At 70.9% G+C, this 13,579-nt stretch carries 14 protein-coding genes; 13 read left to right on the forward strand and 1 reads right to left on the reverse strand.

All coding sequences use genetic code 11. The features are described from left to right. Positions 1 to 166: 166 nt before the first annotated feature. The 9 genes from hemL (at position 167) to IE316_RS29705 (ending at position 9,525) form a co-directional block, all read left to right on the forward strand. Positions 167 to 1,483 carry a glutamate-1-semialdehyde 2,1-aminomutase gene (gene hemL, locus IE316_RS29665; protein WP_190207627.1) on the forward strand — a complete coding sequence of 439 codons (1,317 nt, stop codon included), beginning with the start codon at positions 167 to 169 and terminating at the stop codon, positions 1,481 to 1,483. Next, positions 1,480 to 2,169 (forward strand): histidine phosphatase family protein, encoded by a 690-nt coding sequence (locus IE316_RS29670; protein WP_190207628.1) that lies wholly within the window; start codon positions 1,480 to 1,482, stop codon positions 2,167 to 2,169. The genes hemL and IE316_RS29670 overlap by 4 nt, the downstream gene beginning before the upstream one ends. A 151-nt stretch (positions 2,170 to 2,320) precedes the next feature. After that, positions 2,321 to 3,571: a polysaccharide deacetylase family protein gene (locus IE316_RS29675; protein WP_190207721.1), complete on the forward strand. Its 1,251-nt coding sequence runs from the start codon at positions 2,321 to 2,323 to the stop codon at positions 3,569 to 3,571. 66 nt (positions 3,572 to 3,637) lie between these two features. Further along, the gene (locus tag IE316_RS29680; RefSeq protein WP_190207629.1) at positions 3,638 to 4,270 is read left to right on the forward strand and encodes a TlpA family protein disulfide reductase; all 633 of its coding nucleotides are present in this window, start codon (positions 3,638 to 3,640) and stop codon (positions 4,268 to 4,270) included. Position 4,271: 1 nt separating this feature from the next. Continuing rightward, on the forward strand, positions 4,272 to 5,039 hold the full coding sequence (locus IE316_RS29685; RefSeq protein ID WP_190207630.1) for a cytochrome c biogenesis CcdA family protein: 768 nt from the start codon (positions 4,272 to 4,274) through the stop codon (positions 5,037 to 5,039). A 4-nt stretch (positions 5,040 to 5,043) separates the two neighbouring features. Further along, entirely contained in the window at positions 5,044 to 6,819 is a 1,776-nt protein-coding gene (resB, locus tag IE316_RS29690; protein WP_190207631.1) for a cytochrome c biogenesis protein ResB, read from the forward strand. Then, a complete protein-coding gene (gene ccsB / locus IE316_RS29695; RefSeq protein ID WP_190207632.1) occupies positions 6,816 to 7,919 on the forward strand; it encodes a c-type cytochrome biogenesis protein CcsB in 1,104 nt (367 codons plus the stop codon). The genes resB and ccsB overlap by 4 nt, the downstream gene beginning before the upstream one ends. A gap of 83 nt (positions 7,920 to 8,002) precedes the next feature. Next, complete coding sequence (locus IE316_RS29700; RefSeq protein ID WP_229910607.1) at positions 8,003 to 8,617, forward strand: RNA polymerase sigma factor; 615 nt, start codon at positions 8,003 to 8,005, stop codon at positions 8,615 to 8,617. After that, positions 8,614 to 9,525, forward strand: coding sequence for a CU044_5270 family protein (locus tag IE316_RS29705; protein ID WP_190207633.1), 912 nt, complete (start codon positions 8,614 to 8,616; stop codon positions 9,523 to 9,525). The genes IE316_RS29700 and IE316_RS29705 overlap by 4 nt, the downstream gene beginning before the upstream one ends. 110 nt (positions 9,526 to 9,635) lie before the next feature. On the opposite strand, the gene IE316_RS29710 is transcribed toward IE316_RS29705, so the two are convergent. Further along, entirely contained in the window at positions 9,636 to 9,926 is a 291-nt protein-coding gene (locus IE316_RS29710; RefSeq protein ID WP_190207634.1) for a PLD nuclease N-terminal domain-containing protein, read from the reverse strand. 67 nt (positions 9,927 to 9,993) lie between these two features. Between IE316_RS29710 and IE316_RS29715 the strand changes: the two genes are divergently transcribed. From IE316_RS29715 to IE316_RS29730, 4 genes are read left to right on the forward strand one after another with little or no spacing between them, the layout of a single operon-like run. Beyond that, positions 9,994 to 11,451, forward strand: coding sequence for a menaquinone biosynthesis decarboxylase (locus IE316_RS29715; protein ID WP_190207635.1), 1,458 nt, complete (start codon positions 9,994 to 9,996; stop codon positions 11,449 to 11,451). Next, positions 11,448 to 12,350, forward strand: a complete 903-nt coding sequence (gene mqnP / locus IE316_RS29720; protein ID WP_190207636.1) for a menaquinone biosynthesis prenyltransferase MqnP — start codon at positions 11,448 to 11,450, stop codon at positions 12,348 to 12,350. Before IE316_RS29715 ends, mqnP begins: the two co-directional genes overlap by 4 nt. 36 nt (positions 12,351 to 12,386) lie before the next feature. Beyond that, positions 12,387 to 13,064: a UbiX family flavin prenyltransferase gene (locus IE316_RS29725; protein ID WP_190207637.1), complete on the forward strand. Its 678-nt coding sequence runs from the start codon at positions 12,387 to 12,389 to the stop codon at positions 13,062 to 13,064. 56 nt (positions 13,065 to 13,120) lie between these two features. Beyond that, positions 13,121 to 13,576 (forward strand): Lrp/AsnC family transcriptional regulator, encoded by a 456-nt coding sequence (locus IE316_RS29730; RefSeq protein ID WP_190207638.1) that lies wholly within the window; start codon positions 13,121 to 13,123, stop codon positions 13,574 to 13,576. The last annotated feature ends 3 nt before the right edge of the window (positions 13,577 to 13,579 follow it).

Genomic DNA, 13,579 nt, shown 5'->3' on the forward strand with positions numbered 1-13,579 from the left:
GGGCCTCCAGTCTTGCAGACGACACGGCGTGCGGCCCGGTTGTCCCGATCTTCCCTCGCCCGCCCCCGGCCGGACCCCGCCCCTGGCCTACCCTGAGGAGGTCACCCAGGGCAACCGGAGTCCGAGAAGTCGGAGAAGGTCGAGAAGGTCGGAGAAGTCGCAGGTCATGAGCGAACTGGCATATCCATACGAAGCACCGGCCTCGCAGGCGCTGTTCGACCGGGCGGCGGCCGTCACACCGGGCGGGGTGAACTCCCCGGTGCGGGCCTTCGGCGCGGTGGGCGGCACCCCGCGGTTCATGGTGTCCGGCGACGGCCCGTACCTCACCGACGCCGACGGCCGCGAGTACGTCGACCTGGTCTGCTCCTGGGGGCCGATGATCCTCGGGCACGCGCACCCCGAGGTGATCGCCGCCGTCCAGGAGGCGGTCGGGCGCGGCACCTCCTTCGGGACGCCCGCCGAGGGCGAGGTCGCGCTGGCCGAGGCCATGGTCGAGCGGGTCGCGCCGCTGGAGCAGGTGCGGCTGGTGTCCAGCGGCACCGAGGCGACCATGTCGGCGATCCGGCTGGCCCGCGGATTCACCCGGCGCACCAAGGTGATCAAGTTCGCCGGGTGCTACCACGGTCACGTCGACTCGCTGCTCGCCTCCGCCGGCAGCGGCGTGGCCACCTTCGCGCTGCCCGACACACCCGGCGTCACCGGCGCCCAGGCGAGCGACACGATCGTGCTGCCGTACAACGACCTGGACGCCGTGCACGCCGCCTTCGCCGCGCACCCCGGGGAGATCGCCTGCGTGATCACCGAGGCCGCGCCGGGCAACATGGGCGTGGTCACGCCGCTGCCCGGGTTCAACCAGGGCCTGAAGGACGCCTGCGCCGCCGACGGCGCGCTGTTCATCTCGGACGAGGTGATGACCGGGTTCCGTACCAGCCGGGCCGGCTGGTACGGGGTCGAGGGCGTCGTGCCCGACCTGATGACCTTCGGGAAGGTGATGGGGGGCGGGTTCCCCGCCGCCGCCTTCGGGGGGCGCGCGGACGTGATGGCGCACCTCGCCCCGGCCGGGCCGGTGTACCAGGCGGGCACCCTCTCCGGGAACCCCGTCGCCACCGCCGCCGGGCTCGCCCAGTTGCGGCTGCTCGACGACGCGGCGTACGCCAAGCTCGACGCGGTGTCGGCCGAGATCCAGGCCCTGATCACCGAGGCGCTGAGCAAGGAGGGCGTGGCGCACACCGTGCAGACCGCGTCCAACATGTTCTCCGTCTTCTTCACCGACGGGCCGGTGCGCGACTACGCGGAGGCCAAGGCGCAGGAGTCGTACCGCTTCACCGCCTTCTTCCACGCGATGCTGGCCGGCGGGGTCTATCTGCCGCCGTCGTCCTTCGAGTCCTGGTTCGTCTCCACCGCGCACGACGAGCGCGCGGTGCAGCGGATCGCCGACGCCCTCCCGGCGGCGGCCCGCGCGGCGGCGGAGGCGACCGCATGAGCGCCACGCCCGAGCAGGACATCACCGTCGTCCACCTGATGCGGCACGGCGAGGTCGAGAACCCCACCGGCGTGCTGTACGGCCGGCTGCCCGGCTACCACCTCTCCGAGCTGGGCCGGCGCATGGCCGACCGGGTCGCCGAGCGCCTCGCCTCCCGGGACATCACCTATGTCGTCGCCTCCCCGCTGGAGCGGGCGCAGGAGACGGCGACGCCGATCGCCAAGGCGCACGGCCTGGACCTGGCCACCGACGGCCGGCTCATCGAGGCCGAGAACGTCTTCCAGGGCAAGACCTTCGGCATCGGCGACGGCGCGCTGCGCCGCCCCGGCAACTGGAAGCACGTCGTCAACCCGTTCAAGCCGTCCTGGGGCGAGCCGTACGTCGACCAGGTGGTACGGATGATGGGGGCGCTGGACGCCGCCAAGGACCGCGCCCGGGGGCACGAGGCGGTGCTGGTCAGCCACCAGTTGCCGATCTGGCTGGTGCGGTCCTACGTGGAGCGGCGCCGGCTCTGGCACGACCCGCGCAAGCGGCAGTGCACGCTCGCGTCGTTGACGACGTTCACGTACCAGGGCGACCGGATCGTCTCCGTCGGCTACTCGGAGCCGGCCCGCGACCTGGTGCCGCCGCATCTGCTGGCGGGCGCCCGGCCGGTGAAGGGGAAGGGCAAGGCGTTCGGCGCCTGACCCCGCTGACCTGGGCCGTACCGGTACGCGATCTCCGTTACGGAATCCGCACAGATTTCCGGAACCCACCTGTTCGTCCCGTCCTCTGACCGGGTGACCACCAGAGGACGTGACGAACGGGGACACCATGCCCACCTACACCCGCAGGGACATGCTCGGGCTCGGCGCGGGGGTCGCGGCGGCCGTCGGACTGGCGGCCTGCGGCACCCACGCCGCGTCGGACGGCTCCAGCCATGCGGCCGGTTCCGGTTCCGGTGAGGGTGCCGGGCCCGGCGCCGGCGGGAAGCCCACGTCGAACGCCCGTCCGCTCGGCGACGGTTCCACCGCGTACACCGGCCGGCAGCCGCACCAGCCGGACGCGCCCGAGCCGCTGGAGCCGGGGCAGGCCCCGCCGCAGTTCGTCGTCTTCTCCTGGGACGGGGCCGGCGAGATCGGCAACGGCCTGTTCCCGCGCTTCCTCGACCTCGCCGAGGAGCACGGCGCGCACATGACCTTCTTCCTGTCGGGCCTGTACCTGCTGCCCGAGTCCAAGAAGCGGCTGTACGAGCCGCCGAACAACCCGCGCGGCGCCTCCGACATCGGCTACCTCACCGACGCGCACATCAAGGAGACCCTGAAGTACGTGCGCCGCGCCTGGCTGGACGGGCACGAGATCGGCACCCACTTCAACGGGCACTTCTGCGGCGGCAGCGGCACGGTCGCCCACTGGACGCCCGAGCAGTGGCGCAGCGAGATCGACCAGGCGAAGTCCTTCGTCAAGGAGTGGCGGACCAACACCGGGTGGACCGACCTGCCCGCCCTGCCGTTCGACTACGACAAGGAACTCGTCGGCGGCCGGACCCCCTGCCTGCTCGGCCAGGACAACCTGCTGCCCACCGCCCGGGAACTGGGCTGGCGCTACGACGCCTCCTCGCCCGGCGGCCGCCAGGTCTGGCCGGTGAAGCGCAACGGCGTCTGGGACCTGCCCCTGCAGCAGATACCGTTCCCCGGGCACTCCTTCGAGGTCCTCTCGATGGACTACAACATCCTCGCCAACCAGTCGGTCAACTCCACCAAGGCCCCCGCCTACCGCTACCCGGGCTGGCGCGAGCAGGCCACCCGCTCCTACATAGCCGGCTTCGAGCGGGCCTACGAGACGAACCGGGCGCCCTTCTTCATCGGCAACCACTTCGAGGAGTGGAACGGCGGCATCTACATGGACGCCGTCGAGGGCGCCCTGAAGCACATCGCCCGGGAGAAGGAGAAGGGCGCCGACATCCGGCTGGTCTCCTTCCGCCAGTTCACCGACTGGCTAGACGCGCAGCGCCCCGAGGTGCTGGACAGGCTGCGCACCCTGGACGTCGGCACCGCCCCGGCCGGCGGCTGGAACAGCTTCCTCAGGACGGCTCCCACGCCCGCCTGAAATGCGGTTTCCCTCCCGTGAGGGGGGTGCGCAAGATCCCCGGAACGGACATGCGAAACTTTTCACATGAGTGCCGCCAGCCGCGCCCCCCTGCGCTCGAACCGCGCCACCGCCCGCGCCCGCCGCCGCGCCGCCCTGACCACCGGTGCCGTCGCCTGCGCGCTGCTCGTGTCCGCGTGCAGTTCCGGAGGGACCTCCGGCGGAGGCGGCAACACCAACTACATCACCGGCTCCGACGGCATCGCCACCGTCGGCAAGGGCGACCGCGCCGACGTCCCCGACCTGTCCGGCAAGACCGTCGACGGCGCCCGGCTCGACATCGACGACTACCGGGGCAAGGTCGTCGTCCTCAACGTGTGGGGCTCCTGGTGCCCGCCCTGCCGCGCCGAGGCGAAGAACTTCGAGAAGGTCTACCAGGACGTCAAGGACCAGGGCGTCCAGTTCGTCGGCATCAACACCCGCGACACCTCCACCGGACCCGCCAGGGCCTTCGAGAAGGAGTACGGCGTCAGCTACCCCAGCCTGTACGACCCGGCCGGCAAGCTGATGCTCCGCTTCAAGAAGGGCACCCTCAACCCGCAGGCCATCCCCTCCACGCTGGTCATCGACCGCGACGGCAGGATCGCCGCGCGCACCCTCCAGGCCCTCAGCGAGGAGAAGCTGCGCAAGATGCTCGCCCCGGTCCTGGCGGAGAAGTGACGTGACCGCAGTGGCCACGCTCGCCGCCGACCCCGGCGAGACCGTACGCACCGGCGCGCTGCTGCTCGCCGTGCCGATCGCCCTGCTCGGCGGCCTCGTCTCCTTCTTCTCCCCGTGCGTCCTCCCCCTCGTCCCCGGCTACCTCTCCTATGTGACCGGCGTCACCGGCACCGACCTGGCCGAGGCCCGGCGCGGCCGGATGGCACTCGGCGCCTCCCTGTTCGTCCTGGGCTTCACGGCCGTGTTCGTCTCCGGCGGCGCCCTGTTCGGCTTCTTCGGTCAGACGCTCCAGGAGGAGCGCGGCATCCTCACCAAGGTGCTGGGCGTGCTCATGGTCGTCATGGGTGTCTTCTTCATGGGCCTGATGCCCTGGCTCACCCAGCGCGAGTACCGCTTCCACAAGCGGCCCACCGCCGGCCTGGTCGGCGCCCCGCTGCTCGGCGCGCTGTTCGGCATCGGCTGGACGCCCTGCATCGGCCCGACCCTCGCCTCCGTCCTCGCGCTCTCCTCCGACCAGGCCAGCGCCGGACGCGGGGCGATACTGACCGTCGCGTACTGCCTCGGCCTCGGGGTGCCCTTCGTGCTCGCCGCGGTCGCCTTCCGCAAGGCGCTCGGCGCCTTCGGCTGGGTCAAGCGCCACTACGTCTGGGTGATGCGGGTGGGCGGCACCATGATGATCGCGACCGGTCTGCTGCTGCTGACCGGCGCGTGGGACAGCATCGTGCAGCAGATGCAGACCTGGTCCAACGGCTTCACTGTAGGGATCTGACTCGATGAGCACGACCGCGAAAACCGGGCCCGACAAGACGCCGCCGACCGGTGACGAACGGGAGCTGGGCGCAGCCGGTGCCCAGCTCTCCACCGCGCCCGCGGACGAGGCACCCCACCTGCCCTCCCTCGGCGTGCTCGGCTGGGCCCGCTGGTTCTGGCGGCAGCTCACCTCGATGCGGGTCGCGCTGCTGCTGCTCCTGCTGCTGTCGCTGGGCGCGATCCCCGGGTCGCTGATCCCGCAGGAAGGCATCGACGCCACCAAGGTCGAGGACTTCCGCACCCGGCACGACGTCCTCGCGCCGCTCTACGACAAGCTCGGCCTCTTCCACGTCTACAGCTCGGTGTGGTTCTCCGCGATCTACATCCTGCTGTTCATCTCCCTCATCGGCTGCATCATCCCGCGGACCTGGCAGTTCGTCGGCCAGTTGCGCGGCCGGCCGCCGGGCGCCCCCCGGAGGCTGACCCGGCTGCCCGCCTACACCACCTGGCGCACCGAGGCCGCCCCCGAGCAGGTCCGCGAGGCCGCCCTCGCCCTGCTGAACAAGCGCCGCTTCCGGGCCCACCTCGCCGGGGACGCCGTCGCCGCCGAGAAGGGCTATCTCCGCGAGGTCGGCAACCTCGCCTTCCACATCGCGCTGATCGTGATGCTGATCGCCTTCGCCTGGGGCCAGTTGTTCAAGTACGAGGGCAACAAGCTGGTCCTGGAAGGCGACGGCTTCTCCAACACGCTCACCCAGTACGACGACTTCAAGTCCGGCAACCTCTTCACCCAGGACGACCTGGACCCGTTCAGCTTCACCCTGAAGGACTTCCACGGCACCTACGAGGCGACCGGCCCCAACCGCGGCACCCCCCGCGTCTACGAGGCCAAGGTCACCTACAGCGAGGGCGCCTACGGCAAGGAGAAGGCGACCACCATCAAGGTCAACGAGCCGCTGGAGATCGACGGCTCCAAGGTCTACCTGGTCAGCCACGGCTACGCGCCCGTGGTCACCGTCCGGGACGCCCAGGGCAAGGTGGTCATGGACCGCGAGGCGGTGGCCCTGCTGCCGCTGGACGCCAATGTCACCTCCTCCGGCGCCATCAAGGTGATGGACGGCTACCGCAACGCCAAGGGCGAGAAGGAACAGCTCGGCTTCAACGCCTTCTTCCTGCCCACCTACGGCGGCAAGGGCAGCGCGATGTACTCCACCTTCCCGGCGCTGCTCAACCCGATGCTCGCGCTCTCCGCCTACCACGGCGACCTCGGCGTCGACGCGGGCATCCCGCAGAGCGTCTACCAGCTCGACCGCACCAACATGAAGGAGTTCAAGGACTCCGACGGCGAGCTGTTCAAGAAGCAGCTCAGGGTCGGCCAGACCATGACGCTGCCGAACGGCGCCGGCTCGGTCACCTTCGACGGCGTCCAGGAGTGGGCCGGCTTCCAGGTCACCCAGCAGCCCGGCAGCGTCTGGGCGCTCGGCGGCGCGGTGGTGGCCATCTTCGGCCTGGCCGGCTCCCTGTTCATCCAGCGCCGCCGGGTCTGGGTGCGGGCCGTGCCGGGCGCCGACGGCGTGACCGTGGTCGAGATGGCCGGCCTCGGCCGCAGCGAGTCCGCGAAGGTACCCGAGGAACTCGGCGACCTCGCCGAGGCCCTGTACGCCCGGGCTCCCGGAGCGCCCGACCCCGAACCGGGCTCCGACCCCGCCTCCGACCGTCCCGACACCTCCGACTCCCCCGGCTCCCCAGCCGGATCCGACCCCGCAGCTCCATCTGCCGAGAGGGCTGAGAAGAAGTGACTCTCGCCGCCGTAACCGAACTGGCCGCAGCGACCAACGAGCACCTCGCGAACATCAGCAACACGCTGATCTACTCCGCGATGGCGGTCTACACCCTGGCCTTCTTCGCCTACATCGCCGAGTGGATCCTCGGCAGCCGGAGCAAGGTCGGCCGCACCGCCGCCGCGCTCACCGCCGGCGCCGAGGCGCGGGCCCGCACCGGACCGGCCGTCACCGTGCAGAAGGCCGGCGGCACCGCCGTACTGGAGCGGCCGCGGGTCGTCGTCCGGTCCGCGGCCGGTGCGCGGGACGTGCCCGACGGGCCCGGCGCCCACGGCGGGACCGAGAAGGGCGACCTCTACGGACGTATCGCCATCTCGCTCACCGTGCTCGCCTTCCTCATCGAGTTCGGCGGTGTGCTCGCCCGGGCGCTGTCGGTGGGGCGGGCGCCGTGGGGCAACATGTACGAATTCAGCATCACCTTCTCCACCGTCGCCGTCGGTGTGTACCTGGTGCTGCTCCTGCTGAAGAAGAACATCCGCTGGCTCGGCCTCCCCCTGGTCACCACGGTCCTGCTCGATCTCGGACTCGCCGTCACCGTCCTGTACACCGCCAGTGACCAGTTGGTTCCCGCGCTGCACTCGTACTGGCTCTACATCCACGTCTCCACGGCGATCTTCTGCGGCGCGGTCTTCTACGTCGGCGCGGTCGCCACGCTGCTGTACCTGTTCAAGGACTCCTACGAGAACAAGCTGGCCTCCGGCGGCACCCCCGGCCGGTTCGCCAACTCGGTGCTGGACCGGCTGCCCGCCGCGGCCTCGCTGGACAAGTTCTCCTACCGGGTCAACGCCGCCGTCTTCCCGCTGTGGACGTTCACGATCATCGCGGGCGCGATCTGGGCGGGTGACGCCTGGGGCCGCTACTGGGGCTGGGACCCCAAGGAGACCTGGTCCTTCATCACCTGGGTCGCCTACGCCTGCTACCTGCACGCCCGCGCCACCGCCGGCTGGAAGGGCCGCAAGGCCGCCTACCTGGCGCTGATCGCCTTCGCCTGCTGGCTGTTCAACTACTACGGCGTCAACATCTTCGTCTCCGGCAAGCACTCCTACGCGGGCGTGTAGCCGACCGCCGCCCCACCGCGAGGCCGGTTCCCGTGACATGGGTCAGGGGAACCGGCCTTCGCCGTGCGGACAGACAAGAGGACGTGGACACGAATCTGCGGACACGCATCCGGGCGGGGGATCACGCCGCCTTCGGCGATCTCTTCGACGCGTACGCGCGCTCCGTCTACAACCACGCGTTCCGGCTCACCGGCGACTGGGCCACCGCCGAGGACGTCGTCTCGCTCACCTTCCTGGACGCCTGGCGGCTGCGCGACCGCCTGGACGCCGAGGGCGGCTCGCTGCGCCCCTGGCTGCTGGGCATCGCCACCAACGTCACGCGCAACACCCGCCGCGCCGCGCGAAGACACGCCGCCGCCGTCGCCCGGCTGCCCCGCGACAGCACCGTGCGCGACCACGCCGACGAGGTGGCCGGACGGGTGGACGACGCCGCCCGGCTGGACCTCGTCCGCACCGCCCTGACGGCGCTGCGGCGCCCCGAGCGGGAGGTGCTGGCGCTGTGCGTCTGGTCGGGCCTGGACTACCGGGCCGCCGCCCAGGCGCTCGGGGTGCCCGTCGGCACCGTACGGTCCCGGCTCTCCCGCGCCCGGGCGAAACTCGCAAAAGCCCTGGAACATACGGAACTCCTCGAATCCCACGGACAGATGAAAGGTGACCGCACCACCGCGGTCAGGCCCGTCATGGAGGGAAACCGATGAACCGCCTTCCCGAGAGAGACCTCCGACCGGGTCGTCACCACCTCCTGAAGGAGCATCTGATGACCGAGATCCGGCGCACCGACTCTCCCGCCCCCGCCCGGAAACCGTCCGGGTGGCTGCGCCCCGCGCTGGTGGCGGGCGCCGTCGCGGCAGTCGTCGCTACCCTGTCCGTCACCCTGCCGTCCGACGAACCCGCCCCGGCCGCGTCGAAGGAGGCGGCGGCCCTGTGGGAGGACATCGCGCTGGCGGCGGAGAAGGCCGACGTGCCGACGGGCATCCGGGACGACCAGTTCGTGTACATCAAGAGCAAGGGCGGCTGGGCCACGCAGCGGGGCGACGGCGCGCCCGCCGAACTCCAGCCCGTCCACCAGCGCGAGGTCTGGCTGTCGGTGGACGGCTCGCGGGAGGGAATGCTGCACGACCCCTACGTCCGGTCCGACCACGAGCCGCTGGAGAAGCCGACCCCCGGCATCCCGTCCAACACCGACTACCGGCACCTCCAGACCCTGCCCACCGACCCGGACGAGATGTATGCGTGGCTGACCGGGGCGAGCGAGGGCAGCGACAGCAAGGACGAGGCCAACTTCGTCCTCGTCGGCGACCTGGCCCGCGAGTCCCTGATGCCGCCGGCCCAGGCCGCCGCGCTCTACCGGGCCGCGGCGAAGATCCGCGGGGTCTTCGTCGTCGACGACGCGGTCGACGCCGCGGGCCGGCACGGGGTCGCCGTCGCCCGGATCGACGACGGGGAACGCGTCGAGCTGATCTTCGACAAACGGACCAAGGAGTTCCTGGGCGAACGGGAGGTGGCCGTCGAGGACCTGCCCACAGGCTTCGAGAAGGGTGAGGTGACCGGCCGGTTCGCCGTCCTGGAGCGTGCCGTGGTGGACGAGGCGGGCCAGCGTCCGTAACGCGGGCGGATCCGCGCCGCGGGGGTCAGGCCGGTGCCATGACCGGTCCCGCCGGACCGGGCACCGGCCCTGACCCGTGGCAGCACCCGCATCCTCCGCTCCCGCCCCCGTCAGTCCCCCTTGGAGTCCTCGTCCCGCTTCTTGTCCTCGTCGAGGGACTTGAGGAACTCCGGGTTGTCGTCGGGGGCGACCCACTGGCGGCGTTCGAAGGACGGGGCGGTGGCGCGCTTCTTGCCGGCGATGATCCAGGAGAGCGAGCCGACCAGCGGGAAGAGCAGGACCAGGATCGCCCAGAGCGGTTTGGGCATGTGGCGGACGTCGTCGTCCTTCGTGCTGATGCAGTCGATGAACGCGTAGACGCTCAGCGCGAGGGGCACGAGGAACATCAGCACCCGCAGCATGGGGCCTCTCCAGCGAAAGCGGTGGGCGGTACGGGGCCAGGGTAGCCGCTCGGGGATACTGGACCGCATGGCTTACGACGATCTCCGCTCCCTGCTCCGGGCACTGGAACGCGAGGGTGACCTCAAGCGCGTGAAGGCCGAGGTGGACCCGTACCTGGAGGTCGGGGAGATCGTCGACCGGGTGAACAAGGCCGGCGGCCCCGCCCTGCTCTTCGAGAACGTCAAGGGCTCCGACCTGCCCCTGGCGATGAACGTCTTCGGCACCGACCGCCGCCTGCTCAAGGCGCTGGGCCTGAAGTCGTACGCGGAGATCTCCGAGAAGATCGGCGGGCTGCTCAAGCCCGAGCTGCCGCAGGGGTTCGTCGGGGTGCGCGAGGCGTTCGGCAAGCTCGGGGCGGTCACCCACCTGCCGCCGAAGAAGGTCAAGCCGGAGAACGCCCCGGTGCAGGAGGTCGTGCTGCGCGGCGACCAGGTGGACCTGGAGCGGCTGCCCGCCCTGTTCACCTGGCCCAAGGACGGCGGGTCCTTCTTCAACCTGGGGCTCACGCACACCAAGGACCCCGAGACCGGCATCCGCAACCTCGGGCTCTACCGGCTCCAGCGGCACGACAAGCGCACCATCGGCATGCACTGGCAGATCCACAAGGACAGCCGCAACCACTACCAGGTCGCCGCCCGGAGGGGCGAGCGGCTGCCGGTCGCCATCGCCTTCGGATGCCCGCCCGCCGTGACGTACGCCTCCACCGCGCCGCTGCCCGGGGACATCGACGAGTACCTGTTCGCCGGGTTCGTGCAGGGCAAGCGGATCGAGATGGTCGACTGCAAGACCGTGCCGCTCCAGGTGCCCGCCCACGCCGAGGTCGTCCTGGAAGGGTGGCTGGAGCCGGGCGAGATGCTGCCCGAGGGGCCGTTCGGCGACCACACCGGGTTCTACACCCCGCAGGAGCCGTTCCCCGCGCTGACCATCGACTGCGTGACCATGCGCAGGCGCCCGCTGCTCCAGTCGATCGTGGTCGGCCGGCCGCCGACCGAGGACGGGCCGCTGGGCCGGGCCACCGAGCGGTTCTTCCTGCCGCTGCTGAAGATCATCGTCCCGGACATCGTGGACTACCACCTCCCGGAGGCCGGCGGCTTCCACAACTGTGCGATCGTGTCGATCGACAAGAAGTACCCCAAACACGCCCAGAAGGTGATGCACGCCATCTGGGGCGCGCACATGATGTCCCTGACCAAGCTGATCGTGGTCGTCGACGCCGACTGCGACGTCCACGACCTGCACGAGGTCGCCTGGCGGGCGCTCGGCAACACCGACTACGCCCGTGACCTCACGGTCGTGGAAGGCCCCGTCGACCACCTCGACCACGCCTCCTACCAGCAGTTCTGGGGCGGCAAGGCGGGCATCGACGCGACGCGCAAGCTCCCCGAGGAGGGGTACACACGGGACGGGGGCTGGCCGGACATGGTCGTGTCCGACCCGGAGACGGCGGCGAAGGTGAGCCGCCGATGGAAGGAGTACGGTCTGTGACCAGCGCCTCAGCCGCGATCCCGCAGCCGGGCCGCACCAAGGCGTTCCTGCGCCTGGTGATGATCGAACACTCGGTGTTCGCGCTGCCCTTCGCCTACATCGCCTCGCTCACCGCGATGTACGACCGCGACCAGAACATCCACTGGGGCAAGCTGCTGCTGGTGACCGTCTGCATGGTGGGCCTGCGCACCTTCGCGATGGCGGTCAACCGGATCATCGACCGCGAGATCGACGCCCGCAACCCGCGCACCGCCCACCGCGAGCTGGTCACCGGCGCGATGTCGGTCCGGCACGCCTGGACCGGCGCGCTGATCGCCCTGGTCGTCTTCCTCGGCGCCGCCGCGCTGCTCAACCCGCTCTGCCTGGCCCTCGCGCCCATCGCGGTGATCCCGATGGTGGTCTACCCGTACGGCAAGCGGTTCACCAACTTCCCGCAGGCCATCCTCGGACTCGCCCAGGCCATGGGCCCGATCGGCGGCTGGCTGGCGATCACCGGCGAGTGGTCCTGGCACGCGGTGATCCTCGGCCTCGCGGTCGGCATCTGGATCGGCGGCTTCGACCTGATCTACGCCTGCCAGGACGTCGAGACCGACCGCCGCATCGGCGTCAAGTCCGTCCCGGCCCGCTTCGGCATCCCCGCGGCGATCTGGGGCGCCCGCGCCTGCCACACCGTGACGACGGCCCTGTTCGTCTGGTACGCCCTCGCCACCGACGCCGGTTTCTTCTTCTGGCTCGGCCTGATCGTCGTCGCGGGCGCCTTCGGCTACGAGCACACCATCGTCCGGCCGAACGACCTGACCCGCCTGAACCGGGCCTTCTTCTCCGTCAACGGGTTCATCGGCATCGCGCTGTTCGGGTGCGCGCTGCTCGACCTCCTGGTCCGGGGGCTGACCGTCTGAGTTCGGCACCGGACGGCACACCGGTACGCTCAAGACGTGAACGCAGGAGAAACGCAGCGCACACCTTGGATCGTGGGGGTCTCCGGAGCATCCGGCACCCCGTACGCCGCCGCCGTGCTGCGTGCGCTGCTCGATGCCGGGGAGAGCGTCGACCTGGTCGTCAGCCGGGCCTCGCGGCTCACCCTGCTGGACGAGACCGGCATCGCCTTCCGGGACGCCCACTGGCGCGAGGACCTGAGCGAATGGCTCGCCCGCGGCGCCGACGGCAAGCCCGGCACCTTCACCGTCGATCTGGACCGGGTGCGGTACTGGAGCGCGGGGGACCTCGCCGCCGGGCCGTCCTCCGGGTCGTACCCCGCGAAGGGGATGCTGATCGTGCCCGCCTCCACGGCGTGCGTGGCCGGGGTCGCGCTCGGGCTCTCCAAGGACCTGCTGCAACGGGCGGCGAGCGTGACCCTCAAGGAGGGCCGCAAGCTGGTGGTGACCGTGCGGGAGGCGCCGCTGGACGGGGGGACCCTGCGCCACCTGGTCGCCCTCGACGACGCGGGCGCGGCCGTGGTGCCCGCCTCGCCGGGCTTCTACGCGGGCGCCACCCACATCCAGGACCTGGTGGACTTCGTCGCCGGACGGGTCCTCGACGCGGCGGGCGTCGGACACGGCCTGTACCGGCGGTGGCGGGGCGAGCTGGGCGGCGGGGCCCGGCCGCCGCGCTGAGCACGGATACGTTTCCCGAATTCCTCTGACCTCATTCATCGGAAGGCTTCGATCGCATGGACGCGGTGGACAGGCAGCTCATCCAGGCGCTGCGGGAGAACGGGCGGGCCTCCTACGCGGAGCTGGGCCGCCTGGTCGGACTGTCGGGACCCAGCGTCACCGACCGCATCAACCGGCTGGAGGCGGCCGGTGTCATCACCGGCTACCGGGCCACGGTGGACGCCGCCTCGCTGGGCCTCGGTGTCACCGCCCTCATCGGCATCTCGCTCTCCGACGCCGCCGACCACGAGGACGTGGCGCAGCGGCTGAAGGAGCTGCGCGAGATCGAGGACTGCTGGTTCATCGCCGGCGACGACTCCTACATGCTCAAGGTGCGCGCCACCGACGTGGACGGCCTGGAGCGGATCATCCGCCGGCTCTCCGGCACCAAGGGCGTCTCCCGCACCCGTACCACCATCGTGCTCTCCACGAAGTGGGAGAACCGGGTGGGGGAACTGCCGGAAGAGGTCTAGGCG

Source organism: Streptomyces fumanus, from assembly GCF_014655295.1.
GTDB lineage: Bacteria > Actinomycetota > Actinomycetes > Streptomycetales > Streptomycetaceae > Streptomyces > Streptomyces fumanus.

Coding starts and splice junctions, on each gene's coding strand:
- hemL (WP_190207627.1), top strand. CDS start 167: ATGAGCGAACTGGCATATCCATACGAAGCACCGGCCTCGCAGGCGCTG.
- IE316_RS29670 (WP_190207628.1), top strand. CDS start 1,480: ATGAGCGCCACGCCCGAGCAGGACATCACCGTCGTCCACCTGATGCGG.
- IE316_RS29675 (WP_190207721.1), top strand. CDS start 2,321: ATGCTCGGGCTCGGCGCGGGGGTCGCGGCGGCCGTCGGACTGGCGGCC.
- IE316_RS29680 (WP_190207629.1), top strand. CDS start 3,638: ATGAGTGCCGCCAGCCGCGCCCCCCTGCGCTCGAACCGCGCCACCGCC.
- resB (WP_190207631.1), top strand. CDS start 5,044: ATGAGCACGACCGCGAAAACCGGGCCCGACAAGACGCCGCCGACCGGT.
- IE316_RS29705 (WP_190207633.1), top strand. CDS start 8,614: ATGAACCGCCTTCCCGAGAGAGACCTCCGACCGGGTCGTCACCACCTC.
- IE316_RS29710 (WP_190207634.1), bottom strand. CDS start 9,926: ATGCTGCGGGTGCTGATGTTCCTCGTGCCCCTCGCGCTGAGCGTCTAC.
- IE316_RS29715 (WP_190207635.1), top strand. CDS start 9,994: ATGGCTTACGACGATCTCCGCTCCCTGCTCCGGGCACTGGAACGCGAG.
- IE316_RS29730 (WP_190207638.1), top strand. CDS start 13,121: ATGGACGCGGTGGACAGGCAGCTCATCCAGGCGCTGCGGGAGAACGGG.